The 18375-nt window shown below is 61.9% G+C and carries 15 protein-coding genes; 9 read left to right on the top strand and 6 right to left on the bottom strand.

Translation table 11 applies throughout. The annotated features are described in order from the left end of the window. Positions 1-267 (bottom strand): transposase (locus N430_RS27210; protein WP_133248855.1); only part of this gene is annotated, 267 nt, incomplete at its 3' end. Positions 268-1004: 737 nt separating this feature from the next. On the opposite strand from N430_RS27210, the gene N430_RS27205 reads away from it, so the two are divergent. Next, entirely contained in the window at positions 1005-1235 is a 231-nt protein-coding gene (locus tag N430_RS27205) for a hypothetical protein (protein ID WP_110639746.1), read from the top strand. Positions 1236-1304: 69 nt separating this feature from the next. After that, on the top strand, positions 1305-2117 hold the full coding sequence (locus N430_RS27200) for a bifunctional 2-polyprenyl-6-hydroxyphenol methylase/3-demethylubiquinol 3-O-methyltransferase UbiG (protein WP_256592194.1): 813 nt from the start codon (positions 1305-1307) through the stop codon (positions 2115-2117). Between the two features lie 32 nt (positions 2118-2149). Here N430_RS27200 and N430_RS27195 read toward each other — a convergent pair whose 3' ends face one another. Further along, entirely contained in the window at positions 2150-3535 is a 1386-nt protein-coding gene (locus N430_RS27195; protein WP_110639748.1) for a GntP family permease, read from the bottom strand. Between the two features lie 379 nt (positions 3536-3914). Between N430_RS27195 and N430_RS27190 the strand changes: the two genes are divergently transcribed. The 4 genes from N430_RS27190 to N430_RS27175 all read left to right on the top strand — a co-directional run bounded on the left by N430_RS27190 (position 3915) and on the right by N430_RS27175 (position 6852). Continuing rightward, entirely contained in the window at positions 3915-4844 is a 930-nt protein-coding gene (locus N430_RS27190; RefSeq protein ID WP_110639749.1) for a malate dehydrogenase, read from the top strand. A gap of 158 nt (positions 4845-5002) precedes the next feature. Further along, positions 5003-5491 (top strand): type VI secretion system tube protein Hcp, encoded by a 489-nt coding sequence (locus tag N430_RS27185; protein ID WP_047605116.1) that lies wholly within the window; start codon positions 5003-5005, stop codon positions 5489-5491. Between the two features lie 9 nt (positions 5492-5500). Further along, entirely contained in the window at positions 5501-6478 is a 978-nt protein-coding gene (locus tag N430_RS27180) for a hypothetical protein (protein WP_110639750.1), read from the top strand. Continuing rightward, on the top strand, positions 6475-6852 hold the full coding sequence (locus tag N430_RS27175; protein WP_110639751.1) for a hypothetical protein: 378 nt from the start codon (positions 6475-6477) through the stop codon (positions 6850-6852). Before N430_RS27180 ends, N430_RS27175 begins: the two co-directional genes overlap by 4 nt. Positions 6853-6930: 78 nt before the next feature. Here N430_RS27175 and N430_RS27170 read toward each other — a convergent pair whose 3' ends face one another. From N430_RS27170 to N430_RS27155, 4 genes are all read right to left on the bottom strand, one after another. Further along, entirely contained in the window at positions 6931-7896 is a 966-nt protein-coding gene (locus N430_RS27170; RefSeq protein WP_110639752.1) for an arsenic resistance protein, read from the bottom strand. Positions 7897-7967: 71 nt separating this feature from the next. Then, positions 7968-8561 carry a hypothetical protein gene (locus tag N430_RS27165; protein WP_110639753.1) on the bottom strand — a complete coding sequence of 198 codons (594 nt, stop codon included), beginning with the start codon at positions 8559-8561 and terminating at the stop codon, positions 7968-7970. 147 nt (positions 8562-8708) lie between these two features. Then, positions 8709-9962 carry a serine hydroxymethyltransferase gene (gene glyA, locus N430_RS27160; RefSeq protein WP_027918253.1) on the bottom strand — a complete coding sequence of 418 codons (1254 nt, stop codon included), beginning with the start codon at positions 9960-9962 and terminating at the stop codon, positions 8709-8711. A gap of 326 nt (positions 9963-10288) precedes the next feature. Continuing rightward, complete coding sequence (locus N430_RS27155) at positions 10289-14119, bottom strand: bifunctional diguanylate cyclase/phosphodiesterase (protein WP_110639754.1); 3831 nt, start codon at positions 14117-14119, stop codon at positions 10289-10291. Positions 14120-14379: 260 nt separating this feature from the next. Here N430_RS27155 and N430_RS27150 point away from each other — a divergent pair, with 260 nt between their 5' ends. The 3 genes from N430_RS27150 to gdhA all read left to right on the top strand — a co-directional run bounded on the left by N430_RS27150 (position 14380) and on the right by gdhA (position 18357). Continuing rightward, positions 14380-14799 (top strand): hypothetical protein, encoded by a 420-nt coding sequence (locus N430_RS27150; RefSeq protein WP_110639755.1) that lies wholly within the window; start codon positions 14380-14382, stop codon positions 14797-14799. A gap of 236 nt (positions 14800-15035) precedes the next feature. Then, the gene (ettA, locus tag N430_RS27145) at positions 15036-16703 is read left to right on the top strand and encodes an energy-dependent translational throttle protein EttA (protein WP_110639756.1); all 1668 of its coding nucleotides are present in this window, start codon (positions 15036-15038) and stop codon (positions 16701-16703) included. Between the two features lie 313 nt (positions 16704-17016). Then, positions 17017-18357: an NADP-specific glutamate dehydrogenase gene (gene gdhA, locus N430_RS27140; RefSeq protein WP_110639757.1), complete on the top strand. Its 1341-nt coding sequence runs from the start codon at positions 17017-17019 to the stop codon at positions 18355-18357. Positions 18358-18375: the final 18 nt, after the last annotated feature.

Raw genomic sequence — 18375 nt, 5'->3', positions numbered from 1 at the left:
AGCCTTTTTTAGTATCGACTTCTCGCGTTCAAGGCGCGTGATGCGAGCTTCCAGCTCTTGGATTTTTTGCTGCTCTGGCGTCAACGCTTTGCTGGCCGGCGTGATGCCGCCGCGCTCTTGCTGAAGCTGATTAACCCACCGGCGCAGGGCTGACTCGACCAAGCCGAGCGAGCGTGCAGCTTCGGCGTGGCTATAGCCTTGGTCGAGCACCAGGCAGGCAGCTTCGCGCTTGAATTCAGGAGTAAAGGTACGGCGTTGCTTGGTCATCAGACACCTCTCTGTGGCGAGCATTCTCGCCTAAATTGGTGTCCGGGGTTAGTAGACCACTACAGGGTTTTTCACTGGAGCGGGAGCCTGGGAATAGGCTGAGGATAAGTTTAGAGATAGAAATTTGTACGCTTCAGAATAATACCCATTAAATTCAGGGTCTTTCGTATAGGTTCGACTCCTGTCTCCGCACCACATATGAAGGCTTGCAGCGATGCAGGCCTTTTTTGTGTTTGTCCCGCCTTACACCCCCGTCCTGCATTTCTGAAGTGACTACTGAGGCGAGAATCTTTCCTACAACGCGTGTGGCCACCCCGCAAGGCACCTACGGTTGCGTAAGCAGGAACATAAGGATAAATTCCCCCAGTCGCCGAAGCATCGGCGATGCGACCTTGGCCGGTCGGAATCGAAAGGCGCAGCAGCGCCCAGTCTTCATCGCAGGCGCTTTTTTTGTGCCCGCGATGTCGCGTTATGGCGGTGGTGCGCGGGACACCTTCGGGTGTGCCGGGCTCCTTTCGTCCCGGTCGGCCAACCCGCGTACTGCTGCCACCTAAACTTGCTTGGCCGCGAGCGGTGGCAGTTCCACAACGAAAGGAACTCATGCATGACCACCAGAAATCCGTTCAGGATCCTCGCATCCGTTCTCCGCCGCCGCCCCGCGCCGGCTCCCAAACCTCACCGATTCTACCCAATCTGCGATCTGGTTCGTCCCACCTCCAACCCAAAGGTGGTGCCCAATGACTGACCAGGAACGCTTATCCACCATCCAAAGCTACGCCTGGACCCTCGAACTGCTCGGCGAAGCCTTGGTCCAGCACGATGAAGTGCTGGAGTGCGAACACAACCCTCACCTGAGCTTCCGCAACACCGCAGGCATCCACCAGGCGATCCGGATCATCAGCCGGCTGGCCAGTGAGCAATGCGGGAAGATGATCGACCCCAGCGACTTGAGCGACCTGGTCGATTGAATGGTAAGTGAGCTGTCGCCAGCCTTTAGCTGGCGCAGCTGCTACTGTCAGAAGCCTCAACAACGAAAGATGAGGTTCAAGATGGTTTCTCACAGGGATGTCATCGCCAAAAACCGTGATGCCTGGAATGCGTCAGCCGATCATCACCGGCGAAGCGCGGCCTGGGGCCAGTTGATCGATGCCGTGGCTCACAAAGACTTTTCTTGCCTGGATTCAACCCTGACTGAGCAGTTGGAGCAGGTAGGCGTAACAGGAAAGGCCGTAATCCAGCTGGGCTGCAACAATGGCCGCGAAGCGTTATCGCTGTTTGCCCTTGGCGCACTGGAAGTGGTGGGCGTCGATCAGTCTTCGGAATTTCTCAAGCAAGCGCACGAGCTAGCCGAGATATCCCCTTACTCGCCAGACTTCATCGAAGCCGACATCCACGAGCTCCCGGCAAGCCTCAACGATCGCTTCGATGTCGCCCTGATCACCATCGGTGTCCTGAACTGGATGCCCAACCTCGCGCTGTTCTTCAGCCACGTCGCCAGAACGCTGAAACCGGGCGGCACGCTGGTGATCTACGAAACGCACCCCTTCCTGGAAATGCTCGACCCCGAAGCCAGCGACCCGTGGCGTATCAGCACGTCCTATTTCCTGACCGAACCGCTGGTCGAAACGGGCGCCATTGTCTACGAAGGCAAGGCCGAGCCAAACGGGCTGCAGTCTTACTGGCATCTCCACCCGCTGAGCGACGTGCTCATGAGCATTACTGGCGCAGGCTTGAGCCTTCGTGCATTCGACGAATACCCGCATTCCAATCGGGAGGAGGTCTACGACGTCTATGAGCAGGGTGCGGCACAAATACCAATGTGCTACACCCTGGTCGCGGAAAAACGCTGAGGAAGCTGATGAGCAGGGCCGGTTTTCCCGACTCAGCCCACCGTAATCGCCGCATTCAGCATCAACACCACGATCAAACCAACCACTGCCACGATGGACTGCACCACCGAGATGGTCTTGGTCGCTTCACCCATGGTCATGCCAAAGGACTCCTTCACCATCCAGAAGCCCGCATGGTTGGCATAGTTGAAGAACAGCGATCCGCAGCCGATCGACAGGGCCAGCAACGGCAGGTTCAGGCTCGGGTCAGCACCTGCAAGTGGCGCCAGCAGGCCGGCAGCACCGACGATACCGACCGTGGCAGAGCCGGTAGACACCGACAGCAACATCGCGATCAGCCACCCCAGGATCAACGGCGGGAAGGCTGATTGCTGGGTCAGGTGCACGATAGCATCGCCGACCTTGGCGCTGGTCAGCATCTCCTGGAAGGCACCGCCACCGGCGATGATCATGATGATCGAGGCGATAGGCTTGAGGCTTTTGCCCAACGCATCGCGCAGCTGTTCGGCGTTGCCGCCGCGCACGAGTACCAGGCTAGCGCCGGCGAACAGTACGCCCAGCAGCATGGCGATCAATGGGTTGCCCAGGAAGCTGGCCAGTTCCAGCAGCGCATTGCCCTTGGGCAGCAGCATTTCCGCGACGGCATGCACCAGCATCAGGATCGCCGGCAGCAGCGCGGCCAGCATGCCCACCACTACGCCGGGGCGGGGTTGATCGTCGGCTTTCTCGGCCAGGGTGAATTGGTCCAGCAATGCCTGGTCGGGCCGCGTGCTCATGCGCTGCGAAATGAACAGGCCATACAGCGGGCCGCCCAGGATCATGGCCGGGATCGCGGCAAGGAAGCCATAGAGCATGGTCGGCCCGACAGAGGTCTTGAGCACGGCGATGGCGGTCAAGGGGCCTGGGTGCGGCGGGACCATGCCGTGCATGGCGGCAAGCGCGGCAATCACTGGCACACCGACGTACACATACGCCGAGCCCTTGAAGCGGGCCTTGCTCTCCAGCTTGCGCGCCACGCTGAAGATCAGCGGCAGCATGATCACCAGGCCCACTTCGAAGAACATCGGGATGCCAATGACAAAGGCAACCAGCATCATCGCCCAAGGGATCATCCGGTCCGAGGTGCGCTTGAGGATCACATCCGCGACCTGCTCGGTGACACCAGCGTCCGCCAGGATCTTGCCGAGCATCGCGCCCAGCGCGATCACCACCCCGACCGCACCCAGGGTCTTCCCGGCGCCCGTGAGCAGATGGGAGACGATGCTGCCGGGCTCCATGCGGGTGGCAAAGCCCACGCCAATGGACACCACCAGCAAGGCCAGCAGCGGGTGCATCTTGAGGCGGGACACGATGAGCGCTACCAGCACCAGGACACTGACCAATGCGGTCAGCAACAGCTGTATATCTAAGGGAGTCATTCAGGGAATCTCGGTTGGGCTGGCGCGCTAGCGGCACTCAGGCATTGCAGGCATGACAGGGGTTTCTGCGGGCAGTAGCGAGCCGTTATCGGTCGCGGGCAGATGGCCGACTGGATGCGCAAACATCGAACTTCGGAGGAATGGGGCTGGCGGACGGAGGTGTCGCGCCGGGCTTACGCGTAGGGCTGGGCAGTGCGGTCATGGAGCGATTCACCTTGTTATTTGGTCATCTATATGAATCTTTACAAAGTATTTCCGGGACGGCGGGATGCTGTCAATAGCATGCGGTCGCATCACATGGCCTTTTCGCCTTGGCAGGCAATACTTCTCTGTATACGCAGGCGTGCTCCTGGTGGCGCGCGCCGCTGGGAGGTGTCAGGTGAACAAGCTATCAATCGTGGGTGCCGGGATCGTGGGCGAGGCGGCGGCACAGATCATTGCCCGGGAAGAGTACTGCCGTGAGCTGATGTTGCTCGATGTGCAAGGTGAGCTGGCCCAGGGCAAGGCGCTGGACATCTGGCAGGCGGCTGTCGAGTCAGGTTCCGATACCAAGGTGCTAGGCGGCGCCAAGGCCGAAATGCTGCAGGACTCGGACCTGGTGGTGATTACCGCAGGCGTGCCGCGCAAGCCTGGTCAGTCGCGGCAGGACGTGCTGAGCATCAACCTGCCGATCCTCGACGGCATCATGCACGACATCAACCGCTTTGCGCCGGCAGCGACGGTGCTGGTGGTGTCGAACCCGGTCGACGTGCTGACCTATCGGGCCAGGTCGCTCAGCAAGCTCGGGCGCAGCAGGGTGTTCGGGCAGGCGGGGGTGTTGGATACCGCACGCATGAAATGCTTCATTGCCGAGGAGACGGGGTTTTCTGCGCGGGATATCACGGCGCTGGTGCTGGGCGGGCATGGCGACAGCATGGTGCCGTTGATGCGCTACTGCCAGGTCGGCTCGGTGCCGTTGTCGCATTTCCTGTCCGATGAGCAGATCGAACGGATCGTCGAGCGCACACGCAAAGGTGGTGGCGAGATCCTGGGCTTGAAGAAGGTCGGCAGCGCTTGCGATGCCCCGGGTGTGGCCATTGCGCAGATGGTGGATGCGATTGCCAATGGGCGTAACCGCATTCTGCCGTCGGTTGCGATTCTTGAGGGGGAATACGGGCGCACCGATATCGCCATGGGCGTTCCCTGTGTGCTGGCAGAAGAGGGGATTGCCCGGGTGATTGAGTTGCCGCTGGATGCTCAGGAGCAGGCGATGTTTGATCACTCGGCGGATCAGGTGGCGAGGGATATTGCGGAGATGAAGGCGTTGTGAGGATTTGAATTGTCGTTGGTCATGCCATGAAGCGGGTATGCAGGCTCGGGTGGTGTGGGGTAACTCAGGCAACCGTTACGCCAGGGAACATTTCACCATCCTACGTGTCACACCCGTTCATCGGGGTGTCTCCCCACCATTACCAAGGAGAGGTAAGCATGGCCTTTGACGCTTTCATCCAAATCGACGACATTGCTGGCGAAGCGCTGGATGAGCAGTACACTAACTGGATCGAAATCAACGGCTACAACTTCGGCGTGAATCAAAGCACGTCTGCCACCGCGAGCTCTTCTGGCGGTGCCACATCGGGGCGAACCACCCTGACCAACTTCACCTTCACCAAGTTTCTCGATAGCGCCAGTTGCAAGCTGCTGGAAGCAAGCTGCTCTGGGCAGCATCTCAAGGAAGTGAAACTCGCGCTTTGCCGGGCAGGTACCGACAAGCTCAAGTACTACGAGATCGTGCTGGAGGAGGTGATCATTGCCGATTACTCGCAGAACGCCAGTTCAGGCGTTCCCATCGAAATCGTCCAGCTGAACTACGGGCGTATCAAGACCACCTACACCCGCCAGAAGCGCTCCGACGGCAGCGGCGGCGGTAATGTGGCCGGGGGCTGGGACCGGATCAACAACAAGAAGTACGCGTGAGGTAGGGCCATGTCCGAAGCACGCAGCTTTATCAACCCAAGAACCCAGTCGTACCAGTCGCTGAAAGCCAGTACGCCAGTGTCCGGTTACGCCAGAGGCAAATTCGATGTCTTGAATGCGCACATTGCCAACAGCGTGGTCATGGCCGGTGAACTGGTCATCCTGGGCGACGCCGATACGCCTTCTTGCACCAGCCAGGAAGCGTTCCTGATGGCCAAGGCTAGCGAGGTGCACGCAGGTCTGCTGACCAGCGGGGTGGACGCGGATGATTTCTTCCTCGAGCACTTCGACTTGCTGCAAAGTCTGCTGGCCCACGCTTCGATGGGGGCCGGTGCCGCCAGCGAGGGTTGGAGCAAGCACCTTGGCAATATCAAGACCACGCTGGAAGATATCGAGAAACTGCACCGCGACTACCTGGGTTCTGGCACGCTCGCTGCCCGTGATGCGTTCTACGCCAAGCGCTCTGCCTTGTTCATGAAGCTCGAAAAGCAGTTGGGCAATGTTGCCGCGTACGGTTCGGGGTTGCGCCGCCAGGGCAAGATGAAGCAGGCATTGGGCATTTCGACCCGCAGCTACCTGCATACCGGTGAAATCGCGGGTTATGCCGACAAGGTGTCTGGCGTTGCCAGAGCGTCGAACCTGGTCAAGAAGGGCACTTACATCGGTACCGCGTTGGATGTGGCATCCACAGGCCTGTCGATTCATAAAGCTTGCACTACGGGGCGAGAGGATCAGTGTCGGCGGGCCAAATATGTCGAGACCTCAACGTTGATGGGTAGCCTGGCAGGCGGCAGTGCCGGGGGGTATTTGGGTGGTATGGCAGGGACCGGTGTTTGTGCCGTCGTACTGGGGGTCACTACAGGCGGCCCCGGAGCATTAGCGTGTGCTGTCGTCGGCGGTGCCGTGGGCGGTAAGGTACTTGGAGATTTCGGCAGCAAAGGGGGCGAGATTTTTGGTGACTTTTTGTATAGCGAGGTATCGGAGTGAGTGAAGTTGAGCCTGGAATGGTTGCGTTTCTGATTCTCGCACCCATGTTGCTGGCCATGGTCGTACAGTGTTACATCGCACATAAATACACTGAGCGCTTCGAGTCGTTACTTACGAACTGCACGTTCGTGACAGGCAATAAAAAGACGTTTGAACATGCGGGCCTCGTGGGCAAGGTCATGCGCACGGGGTTGATCTCCATGGTGCTGACCATGCCGAAGATGTTCGTGCGCAGAAGGTTGATTGACCTTGATGAAGTAAGACGCTTCCCGCCGAGCATGAGACGCCTTCTGGTGAGCCTGTTGGTAATTCATATCCTGTTGGCCACCGCGCTGGTCATCTTCAATTACGCTCTGCCAGTGAACGTTCACTGAGCGAAAATGGGTTTGAGATGGGCCTATTTGACGTTGAGGGCTGTATTGAGCCCTTTCGTGGCCTGTAGGGGATCGCGGTCAGGCCGGACGGGTTTGTACGAGCCGTGGAATTAGCCTGATGTAAACCAGCTCACTCACCAGTTCCAGCAGCGTCTGGGTGATTACCGCCGCCGGCGCCAACCCACGCAAGTCCTCCGGCAGTGCCAGCGCCAACGGCAACACCACCAGCGAGTTCCGTGTCGCGGCGCTGAAGGTCACCGAGCGTGCCTCTGCCACCGGCAGGCGCAGCATCCGCGCCGAAACGAACCCGAGCACCGGCGCCAGCAGCATGAAGCCGACGTATACCGGAATCACCGGCAGCAACCGGTCGAAATCCCCAAGCACCACGGCAATCTGCGACCCGATCACCGCCACCAATACCAACGCCATCGCAGGCACCGGCATCCACGCCCAAGCGTCATTCCAGGCCGCCACCGCACGGGAGCGGCGGGCGCTGGCGCTGGTGAGCACGGCGAGGATCATCGGCAGCACGATCAGTAGCACGAAGGCTTCCACGAACGGCGCGATGCTGATGGCTACGCCGCTGCTGTCGCCGAGCATCAGCGCCAGGTACACCGGCAGCAGCACCAGCTGCACCAGCAACAACACGGGCGTGGCAGCGAGGGTCAGGCGCGAGTCGCCTTTGCCGATGTGGGTGAACACCACCACATAGTCGATGCACGGTGTCAGCAACACCAGCAGGGCGCCGATGAGGATCGCCGGGTGCTCGGCCAGGCCGCGGGTGAGGCCCCACACCAGCAGTGGCACAAGGATGAAGTTGGCGAGCAGCAGGGCGGTCATGAAGCGGCGGTTGCCCAGGCCCTGGCGCAGGTCCAGGAAGGGGATCTGCAGGAACATCGCGTACATCAGCACGGCGATGGCGGGAGTGACCAGCGCTTGCAGGTGTTGTGCGGCGTCGCTGGCCAGCAGGCCGAAGGCAACAGCAGCGAGCACCGCGGCAAAGTAGATCGGGATTTGCTGGGTTTCGAGTTGCTCTCTGGTCAAGACCGGGCCTGTGCTGGGTTGTGCTTGGGGTGGCACAGGTTAATACGTGACGACGGGCGGCGCACGACGAATCAGGCAGGCTTGAGCCAGTCGACACCGCGCGCCTGGATGATCAGGCTCAAGGTCCCTTGGTGCGCAGCTGCATAGCAGGCCAGAAACCCGCCCACCGGATACAGGTTGTGCACTTCCAGCGGGTGCCCATCTGCACTGGCCAGCTGAATTTCCCTGCGACCCTCTTCAAGCTGCGTCAGGTCAAACGCCTCACCGGTTTGAGCATCGATCAGCGCCCACAGGCTTGGGTCTTCTGCCTTGATCGGCTGGACGTTCACCAGGCCATCGCCGGTGATGAACACACCTTGGCCAGCGTGGGGGCCGCTGCGCAGATAGAGGCGATAACCCGTCTCGCCATGGCGAAAATACAGCAGCAACGCCGCTGGCTGGGCGGCTTGCTCGAAGGTGATCAGCCCGATCTCCCGGCCGTGGTGCCAGTTCGCGTCGGTGCCATTCAACATGCCGAGGGTGGTGGCGCCTTCGACGAAATGACCTGGCGCTTGCTTTGGGCTCGCCAGCGCTACGGGCCCGCGGGTCATGTTGCCCAGCACATTGATCGGCGCTTCAGCGACCTGCAGGGTGGCGGTGAAGGACAGTGCTACGTGATCAGCCATGGGTGGCCTCCTGCTCGTTTATCAGAGGAGGCGGCAGGTTAGGCAGACTGGCCCACACAGACTATTCGGAAGCGATTCCCGCGCCAGAACGCAGGCATGAAAAAGCCCGGCACAAGGCCGGGCTTCTTCACATCAGGCTTGCGCCAATCAGTTGCCGTATACCGGCAGCTTCTTGCAGATGGCCTTGACCTTCTCACGCACGGCGTCGATCACCGCTTCGTTGTTCAGGTCAGCCAGGATGTCGCAGATCCAGCCGGCCAGCTCGCGGCACTCGGTTTCCTTGAAACCACGGGTGGTGACGGCTGGGGTGCCGAAACGCAGGCCCGAGGTGACGAACGGGGAACGTGGGTCGTTCGGTACCGAGTTCTTGTTGACGGTGATGAAGGCTTTGCCCAAGGCAGCGTCAGCATCTTTACCGGAGATTTCCTGCTTGATCAGCGACAGCAGGAACAGGTGGTTCTGGGTGCCGCCGGAAACGACGTCGAAACCACGCTCGATGAACACTTCGGCCATGGCCTGGGCGTTCTTCACGACCTGCTGCTGGTAAGCCTTGAACTCAGGCTGCAGGGCTTCCTTGAAGCAGATGGCCTTGGCAGCGATCACGTGCTCCAGCGGGCCGCCCTGGGCGCCTGGGAACACGGCGGAGTTCAGCTTCTTCTCGATGTCGGCGTTGGCACGGGCCAGGATCAGGCCGCCACGTGGACCGCGCAGGGTCTTGTGGGTGGTGGTAGTGACCACGTCGGCGAACGGCACCGGGTTCGGGTACACGCCAGCGGCAACCAGGCCGGCAACGTGGGCCATGTCGACGAACAGGTAGGCACCGACCTTGTCGGCGATGGCGCGGAAGCGGGCGAAGTCCAGGACCTGCGAGTAAGCCGAGAAGCCGGCAACGATCATCTTCGGCTTGTGCTCGACAGCCAGGCGCTCGACTTCGTCGTAGTCGATCAGGCCGTTGCCGTCGATGCCGTACTGGATGGCGTTGTACAGCTTGCCCGACGAGCTTACCGAAGCACCGTGGGTCAGGTGGCCACCGTGGGCCAGGCTCATGCCCAGGATGGTGTCACCGGCCGACAGCAGGGCCAGGTAGACCGCGGCGTTGGCTTGCGAGCCTGCGTGCGGCTGGACGTTGGCGTAGTCGGCGCCGAACAGCTCCTTGGCACGGTCGATGGCCAGTTGCTCGACCACGTCGACGTACTCGCAGCCGCCGTAGTAACGCTTGCCTGGGTAGCCTTCGGCGTACTTGTTGGTCAGGACCGAGCCCTGGGCTTCCATGACTGCCGGGCTGGTGTAGTTTTCCGAAGCGATCAGCTCGATATGCTCTTCCTGGCGCAGGGCTTCTTGCTGCATGGCTTCGAAGAGCTCGGCGTCGTACTTGGCAATGGTCAAATCACGGCTGAACATGGCGGTCCTCAAGGATCGGGGTAATTTGGGGGGGCATTCTAACCGATTGATCCGCGCCTGGCATATGAACTGGCATCAAGTCGCGGACCAATGGGGCTCATGTTGCATCCCGCGCCGTGTCTGGGCTGGAGTTGACTCGGAGGTCCGTTTTTAATGGCGCTTCTCTGCGTCGCAGAGCGGGCTCTTGTGGGAGCGGCCTTGTGTCGCGAAAGGGCCGCAAAGCGGCCCCGGCAATTTCTGCATGTGTGCTGAAATCCTGGGGCTGCTTCGCAGCCCTTTCGCGACACAAGGCCGCTCCCACAGGGATCGTGCAAGCCGGCAGTTGCTCACTGGAACATGAACAGGGTCTCGTTGGCGAACTGCGCCTCGAACTGGTTGGCCGGCATCGGCCGCCCGAACAGGTAGCCCTGCACCTCGTCACAGCCATGCTCACGGAGGAATTCCAGCTGCTCGTGGGTCTCCACGCCCTCGGCGATCACCGCCAGGTTGAGGCTGTGGGCCATGGCGATGATCGCCCGGGCGATCTGCGCGTCCTGCTCGCCCTCGGGCAGGCCGTCGACGAAGGTGCGGTCGATCTTCAGCACGTCGATGGGGAACTGCTTGAGGTAGTTCAGCGACGAGTAACCGGTGCCGAAGTCGTCGACCGCGATGCTCAGGCCAAGGTTCTTCAGGCTGGCGAGAATCTGCAGCGCCTCGTTGACTTCGCGCATCAGGATGCTCTCGGTCAGCTCCAGCTCCAGGCACGCCGGCGGCAGGCCGGTTTCTTCGAGGATGGTGGCGATGCGCGTGCCCAACTGGCCGTCGGAGAACTGCCGCGCCGAGATGTTGACCGACACCTTCGGCACGCGCACCTTGTTCTTGTGCCAGACCTTGAGTTGGCGGCTGGCCTCGCGCAGCACCCAGTCGCCGACATCCACCACCAGGCCCAGCTCTTCGATCACCGGGATGAAGTCGCCCGGCGGTACCAGGCCGCGGGTCGGGTGGCGCCAGCGCAGCAGTGCTTCGGCACCGGTCAGGCGCTTGCCGTCGCCGCTGAACTGTGGCTGGTAGTAAAGGATGAATTCGTTCTGCTCCAGCGCGTGGCGCAGGTCGCTTTCCAGCTCCAGACGCTCCAGGGCACTGGCGTTCATCTCGGTCTGGTAGAACTGGAAGTTGTTCTTGCCGCGCTCCTTGGCGTGGTACATGGCGGTGTCGGCGTTCTTCATCAGCTGGCTCAGCTCGTTGCCGTCCTGCGGGCTGAGGGCGATGCCGATACTGGCCGTCACGAAGAACTCGCGGCCTTCCAGCACGAACGGCCGCACCAGGCTGCCAAGAATGTTCTCGGCCACGTGGATGGCACGGTTGAGGGCCATCTCGCGGGTGGCGCGCGGCTGCAGCAGCAGGGTGAATTCGTCGCCGCCCATGCGCGCCACGGTGTCGTCGTCGTCGACGCAGGCCAGCAGGCGCAGGGCCATGTCCTTGAGCATGCGGTCGCCCGCAGCGTGGCCAAGGGAGTCGTTGATCGGCTTGAAGCGGTCCAGGTCGAGGAACATCAGCACCACCCACGACTTCTGCCGCTCGGCCTGTTGCAGCGCCGTGTGCAGGCGGTCCTGGAACAGCGTGCGGTTGGGCAGGTGGGTGAGGGCGTCGTAGTAGGCCAGGCGGTGGATACGCTGTTCGCTGGCCTTGCGTTCGCTGATGTCGGTGAAGAAGCACACATAGCTGGCCAGGTCGCCTTCGTCGTCGAGCACGGCGGTGATGCCGACCCAGGCCGGGTAATGGTCGCCGTCGCGGCGCTTGAGCCACACTTCGCCTTCCCAGCTGCCGCGCTGGTGCAGCTGCTTGAGCACGTAGCGCAGGTGGCTTTGCTGCTGATCCTCGACCACCAGCATGGCCGGCAACTGGTCGAGCACGTCGCTGACCGCGTAGCCACTGACTCGGCTGAATGCCTCGTTGGCCTGCACGATGTAGCCGGCCGGGTCGGTGATGAGGATGGCCGAGGTGGAGTGTTCGAATACCGTCGCGGCCATGCGCAGGTCTTTTTCCGCACGGCGCTGCTGGCTGATGTCGCGGCCCACGCCGAGCACGCCTTCGAAGCGCTGCTGGTCGTCCCACACCAGTACCAGGCGCAGCTCGATGGGGATCTTGCGGCCATCGGCGCGCAGGCAATCGAACAGGAACAACTGCGTCGGCAACTGGCTGCGCAGCAGTGCCAGTTGTTCGCTGTCGCCCATGGCCTTGCTGACCCGCTCCATCAGGCTGTAGATGCCGGTGAGCTGGGACGGGTTGGCGATGATCGACTGCCAGCCGTTGTCGAAGATCCAGTCGGCCTGGTAGCCCAGCACCGCCTGCACCGACGGGCTGAGGTAGTTGAGCTGCAGGCGGCTGTCGGTGGAGAAGATCACGTCGCTGATACTCTCGGCGAGCATGCGGTAGCGCTGCTCGCTGTCGCGCAGCGACTGGCTGGCCTCGATCTGCACAGTGACATCCTTGCCCACGCCGATGATGCGCGTGACCAGGCCATCGTCGTCGCGGGTCAGCACCTGCTCACGGATTTCATAGCAACGCCAGCCGCCGTCGCGGTGGCGGAAGCGCAGCTGGGTGTGCAGCGACTGGCTGTGTGCACTGTCACGCTGTTGCTGGCGCAAGGCTTGATAATGCGCGGCGTCTTCGGGGTGTAGCAGCAGCTCCCAGAAGCGGTCACCCATCTGCGCCAGCTCGGTGCGGTCGTAGCCGAGGGTCTGGCCGAGATGGCGGTTGCTGAAGATCATGCGCTGGCTGAGTACGTCCTGTACGTAGAGCTGGTCGGGCACGGTACGCACCACGTCGGACCAGAAGCTTTCACGCTCCAGCAGCGACAGCTCCACCTGCTTGCGGCTGGTGATGTCACTGATGCTGAGGATCACCGCCTGGTAATCGCGGCGCTGCTGCGGCAGGCGCGCCATCATCCACAGGTGCAGTTCGCCGCCCAGCGGCGCGGGCAGGCGTACTTCCAGCTCCAGCGACGGGCGCTGTTCGATCAGGGCGTCGATCAGTTGCATGCCGATGCTGTCGCGGCCAGCGCCGCTGCCATCGATCAGCCGTTGCCAGGCGCCTTCGTGGCACTCGACATTGAGCAACTGGCGCGCCACCTGGTTGATCTCGGTGATCTTCAGCTCCTGCAGCAGCGAGCGGCGCAGGTTAGGGTCCAGCGCCAGGCTCTGCTTGAGCCCGGCGAGGTTGCGCAGGTGATAGCGGTCGAGCTGGCCGGGCAGGCTCGACAGGTCGAGCACGCACAAAGCCACGCCGGTGCCTTCGAAAATTTCGTGGTAGCGTCGCCGGTCTTCCTGCAGCGCGCGCTGGCGGCGGCGCATGTTGAACAGCGCCAGCACCGGCAGCAGGGCGCAAAACAGCGCCAGCAGGCACTTGCCGATCAGTGCCGGCAGCAATTTCTGCTGGGCCAGGCCGGCGTCGAACAGGCCACGCAATTGCCAGGCGCTGTTGTCGATGAAGGCGAGCATCACGCTTTGCAGCGGTTCACCACTGGTCTGTACCGGGGCGTGCCGTTCCAGTACCTCGCCGTTGCGGCTGTTTTCCAGCAACCAGAGCGGGTGGCCGGGGCCGTCCAGGTGCACGGTGAGCGCCTGGTAATAGTCCGCAGACAAGCGCAGCAGCCAGTAGCCCCGATCCTGCTCTGCCGTCTGGCGCAATAGCAGGTAGATGGTGCGGTTGTCTGCCGAGTTGGCGAAAAAGTAGCTGCGGCCCTGGTTCAGCCCGACCAGCTCGTCAATCAACTGGCGGTCTGGGCTGCCGGCCAGACTGTCGCTGAGCAGTTGCCCGGCATGGTCCAGCCAGGCCAAGTCGCGCAGGGCGGGCAGGCGTTCGCGCAGGGTCGCCAGCAGGCTCGGCAGCGCGGCGGGCGCCGGCGCTTTGACGTAGGGCTGGACCACATTGATGGCCTGCTGGGCCTTGAGCGCCATGTTCAGGCTCAGGTGGTCGGCGAGTTCGGCGCTCGCGTCCAGGTTCAGCTGGCGCTGGTCAGCCTGGGTGTGGCGAAACTGGGAAAACAGTTGCCACAGCAGCAAACCCAGCAGAATCAGGGCCAGCAGGGCCAGCGCACCCTTGACCGAACCACGCAGCGAAGCGACTGGGGCCGGCGAAGCGGGGCGCAGCAGAGTCGGATGATTGAGATTGGTCAAGCGTTGGTCCTGCGATTGGGCTGGCGATGGCAGGGAGGGAACATGCACGGTGTATGCCGGTATCTGCACAGGCCTGGACCGCGGCCGCGCACTATAAAGCCGGACTTCCGAACGGGCTAGCATGCCTGTGATTATGGCAATGTGCCAGCCCAATTGTCCGACGCCAGTGGTCGTGGTGATGTCGGCCTGTTCGGCAAGACCCTGCATCCTGTGCGAGAATGCCGCCCGCTTCAATGACAACGCATCGGAGATGTTCGGTTTTGGTTACTCACTTTTCCACCAATGGCCTCGATTCCGCCTGCGGGCGCAGCAGTCAGACCCTTGTCAGCACTGCCGTGACCGCGGACGTATCCTGCAAATCCTGCCAGCGTTCGCTGGTCAAACCCGACGCGGCTGCGGCCTCGAAAAACAAGACGCCATCGCTGGCTGAACTGCGCAAGACCGCCAAGGCGGCGGCAGCCCCGGCTGAAGTGGCACCTGTGGCTGCCGTGGCCAAGCCGGCTGGCCAGGTTGTGAGCACGCCTGCTGCGGCCAAGCCTGCCCAGGTTGCCAAGGTTGCCGAGCAGCCTGCCCGCAACAGTGGCTTCAGCGTCAAGGCCGCTTATGCTGCGCGCCTGGCCGAGCAGAGCGACCGTTGCCGGTTGCCGCGGGGCAAGGCTAAGAAGCAGCGTCACGTCTGACCCATTTCGGGCTGCTGTGCCGGCCTCTTCGCGGCTTTAGCCGCGAAAGGGCCGGCACAGGCAATAAATGCCCGTCAGGATCACAACGATCCCTCCCCACCATCCGACCACCCTGTGCAACGCCGCGCGTTGGCGTAGAATGGTCGACTTTGTTCAATGAAACCCCGTAAACACATCTCTCTGGCTTCAATGCCGGGGCGAACGTCGATGTCTTTACTTATTTAGAGGGCTTGGTTTTGGCTCAATACGTCTACACCATGCATCGGCTGAGCAAGGTCGTGCCGCCGAAGCGGGAAATTCTCAAGAACATTTCCCTGTCGTTCTTCCCAGGCGCCAAGATCGGCGTGCTCGGCCTGAACGGCGCCGGTAAATCGACCCTGCTGCGGATCATGGCGGGCGTCGACAAGGAATTCGACGGCGAAGCCCGTCCGATGCCCGACATCAACGTGGGTTACCTGCCGCAGGAACCGCAACTGGACCCGAACAAGTCCGTGCGTGAAGTGGTCGAGGAAGCGGTCAGCGTGATCAAGGACGCCCAGGCTCGCCTGGACGAGGTCTACGCCGCCTACGCAGAACCCGACGCCGACTTCGACAAGCTGGCTGCCGAACAGGCCAAGCTCGAAGCCATCCTGCAGGCCGCCGACGGCCACAACCTCGAGCGCCAGCTGGACGTCGCCGCCGACGCCCTGCGCCTGCCGGCCTGGGATGCCCGCATCGAACACCTGTCCGGTGGTGAGAAGCGTCGCGTGGCCCTGTGCCGCCTGCTGCTGTCGGCCCCCGACATGCTGCTGCTCGACGAACCGACCAACCACCTGGATGCCGACTCGGTCGCCTGGCTGGAGCGCTTCCTGCACGACTTCCCGGGCACCGTGGTAGCGATTACCCACGACCGTTACTTCCTCGACAACGTCGCTGGCTGGATCCTCGAACTGGACCGCGGCGCCGGCATTCCGTACGAAGGCAACTACTCGGGCTGGCTGGAAGCCAAGTCGGAGCGTCTGGCGCAGGAATCCAAGCAGCAGAGCGCCCACGAGAAGGCCATGAAAGAGGAACTGGAGTGGGTGCGCAAAGGCGCCAAAGCTCGTCAGTCCAAATCCAAGGCCCGCCTGCAGCGCTTCGAAGAAATGCAATCGCAGGAATTCCAGAAGCGCAGCGAAACCAACGAGATCTACATCCCGGCCGGTCCGCGCCTGGGTGACAAGGTCATCGAGTTCAAGAACGTCACCAAGGGCTATGGCGACCGCGTGCTGATCGACAACCTGTCGTTCGCCATGCCGAAAGGCGCCATCGTCGGCGTGATCGGTGGTAACGGTGCCGGTAAATCGACCCTGTTCCGCATGCTGATGGGCAAGGAGCAACCGGACTCGGGCAGCATCGAGATCGGCGAAACCGTGCAACTGGCCTGCGTCGACCAGAGCCGCGAGGACCTGGACGGCAGCAAGACCGTGTTCCAGCAGGTTTCCGACGGTTCCGACATGATCAAGATCGGCAGCTACGAGATCCCGTCGCGCACCTACGTTGGCCGCTTCAACTTCAAGGGTGGCGACCAGCAGAAGTTCGTCAAGGACCTGTCCGGTGGTGAGCGTGGCCGCCTGCACCTGGCCCTGACCCTGAAGGAGGGCGGTAACGTCCTGCTGCTCGACGAACCGTCCAACGACCTCGACGTCGAGACCCTGCGTTCCCTGGAGGAAGCCCTGCTGGACTTCCCGGGCGCCGCCATCGTGATTTCCCACGACCGTTGGTTCCTGGACCGTGTGGCCACGCACATCCTGGCGTACGAAGACGACTCGAACGTGGTGTTCTTCGAGGGCAACTACACCGAGTACGAAGCTGACCGCAAGAAGCGCCTGGGCGATGCTGCTGCCCAGCCGCACCGTGTACGGCACAAGAAGCTGGCCCAGTAAGCTGGTTTCCTGATGCACAAGAATGGGGCCCATCGTGGCCCCATTTTTGTGCCTGTCTGGAAAGTGGAGATGGCTTCATTCGCGGGCACGCCCGCTCCCGCAGGTACAGCGCCGGTCTTGAGGTTTGCGAAGTTCCTGTGGGAGCGGGCGTGCCCGCGAAGCAGGCGGCGCGGAGGGTGATTTTGTATACACTTATATAAAACGCACCAAATAATTTCATAAAAACGACATTTCGCCCTATTCCAGTGCGATTGCTTCTTGGTACATTCCAGAAAAAACCAATAAGTCCAATCCTCTTGGTGAGATGTCTACCATGATCGAATCTGTCGACAATTTCCTCGCACGCCTGCAGCAACGCGACCCGGGCCAACCGGAATTCCACCAGGCTGTGGAAGAAGTGCTGCGTACTCTGTGGCCTTTCCTCGAAGCCAACCCGCACTATCTGCAGTCCGGTATCCTCGAGCGCATCGTAGAGCCGGAGCGTGCAGTGCTGTTCCGTGTGTCGTGGGTCGATGACCAAGGCAAGGTGCAGGTCAACCGCGGCTACCGCATCCAGATGAACAGCGCCATCGGCCCTTACAAGGGTGGCCTGCGCTTCCACCCGTCGGTGAACCTGAGCGTGCTCAAGTTCCTGGCTTTCGAGCAGACCTTCAAGAACTCCCTGACCTCGCTGCCCATGGGTGGCGGCAAAGGTGGCTCGGACTTCGACCCGAAAGGCAAGAGCGATGCCGAAGTCATGCGCTTCTGCCAGGCCTTCATGAGCGAGCTGTACCGCCACATCGGCGCCGACTGCGACGTACCGGCCGGTGACATCGGCGTGGGCGCCCGCGAGATCGGCTTCATGTTCGGCCAGTACAAGCGCCTGGCCAACCAGTTCACTTCGGTGCTGACCGGCAAGGGCATGACCTATGGCGGCAGCCTGATCCGCCCTGAAGCCACCGGCTACGGCTGCGTGTACTTCGCCGAAGAAATGCTCAAGCGCCAGGACCTGCGCATCGACGGCCGTCGTGTGGCCATTTCCGGTTCCGGCAACGTCGCCCAGTATGCGGCGCGCAAGGTCATGGACCTGGGCGGCAAGGTGATTTCGCTGTCCGACTCCGAAGGCACCCTGTACGCCGAAGCCGGCCTGACCGATGCCCAGTGGGACGCGCTGATGGAACTGAAGAACGTCAAGCGTGGCCGTATCAGCGAGCTGGCTGGCCAGTTCGGCCTGGAGTTCCGCAAGGGTCAGACACCGTGGACCCTGCCGTGCGACATCGCCCTGCCATGCGCGACCCAGAACGAGCTGGACATCGAAGACGCCCGTACCCTGCTGCGCAACGGCTGCATCTGCGTGGCCGAAGGCGCCAACATGCCGACCACCCTGGCGGCGGTCGACCTGTTCATCGAGGCTGGCATCCTGTACGCACCGGGCAAGGCTTCCAACGCCGGTGGTGTGGCAGTGTCGGGGCTGGAGATGTCGCAGAACGCCATGCGCCTGCTGTGGACCGCTGGTGAAGTGGACAGCAAGCTGCACAACATCATGCAGTCGATTCACCATGCCTGTGTGCATTACGGTGAAGAGGCGGATGGCAAGGTCAACTACGTGAAGGGCGCTAACATCGCCGGCTTCGTGAAGGTTGCCGATGCCATGCTGGCGCAAGGCGTAGTCTGATCCAAGGCTGCTGGGGCC

Source organism: Pseudomonas sp. CC120222-01a (assembly GCF_003097235.1).
Taxonomy (GTDB): domain Bacteria; phylum Pseudomonadota; class Gammaproteobacteria; order Pseudomonadales; family Pseudomonadaceae; genus Aquipseudomonas.
Note: the sequence above shows the minus strand (reverse complement) of the source record. Positions and strands in the feature narration are given on the sequence as shown.

Bases quoted from the DNA above. Each gene is read 5' to 3' on its own strand.
- N430_RS27205 (WP_110639746.1), top strand. From the start codon at position 1,005: ATGACTGACCAGGAACGCTTATCCACCATCCAAAGCTACGCCTGGACC.
- N430_RS27200 (WP_256592194.1), top strand. From the start codon at position 1,305: ATGAGGTTCAAGATGGTTTCTCACAGGGATGTCATCGCCAAAAACCGT.
- N430_RS27195 (WP_110639748.1), bottom strand. From the start codon at position 3,535: ATGACTCCCTTAGATATACAGCTGTTGCTGACCGCATTGGTCAGTGTC.
- N430_RS27185 (WP_047605116.1), top strand. From the start codon at position 5,003: ATGGCCTTTGACGCTTTCATCCAAATCGACGACATTGCTGGCGAAGCG.
- N430_RS27180 (WP_110639750.1), top strand. From the start codon at position 5,501: ATGTCCGAAGCACGCAGCTTTATCAACCCAAGAACCCAGTCGTACCAG.
- N430_RS27165 (WP_110639753.1), bottom strand. From the start codon at position 8,561: ATGGCTGATCACGTAGCACTGTCCTTCACCGCCACCCTGCAGGTCGCT.
- glyA (WP_027918253.1), bottom strand. From the start codon at position 9,962: ATGTTCAGCCGTGATTTGACCATTGCCAAGTACGACGCCGAGCTCTTC.
- gdhA (WP_110639757.1), top strand. From the start codon at position 17,017: ATGATCGAATCTGTCGACAATTTCCTCGCACGCCTGCAGCAACGCGAC.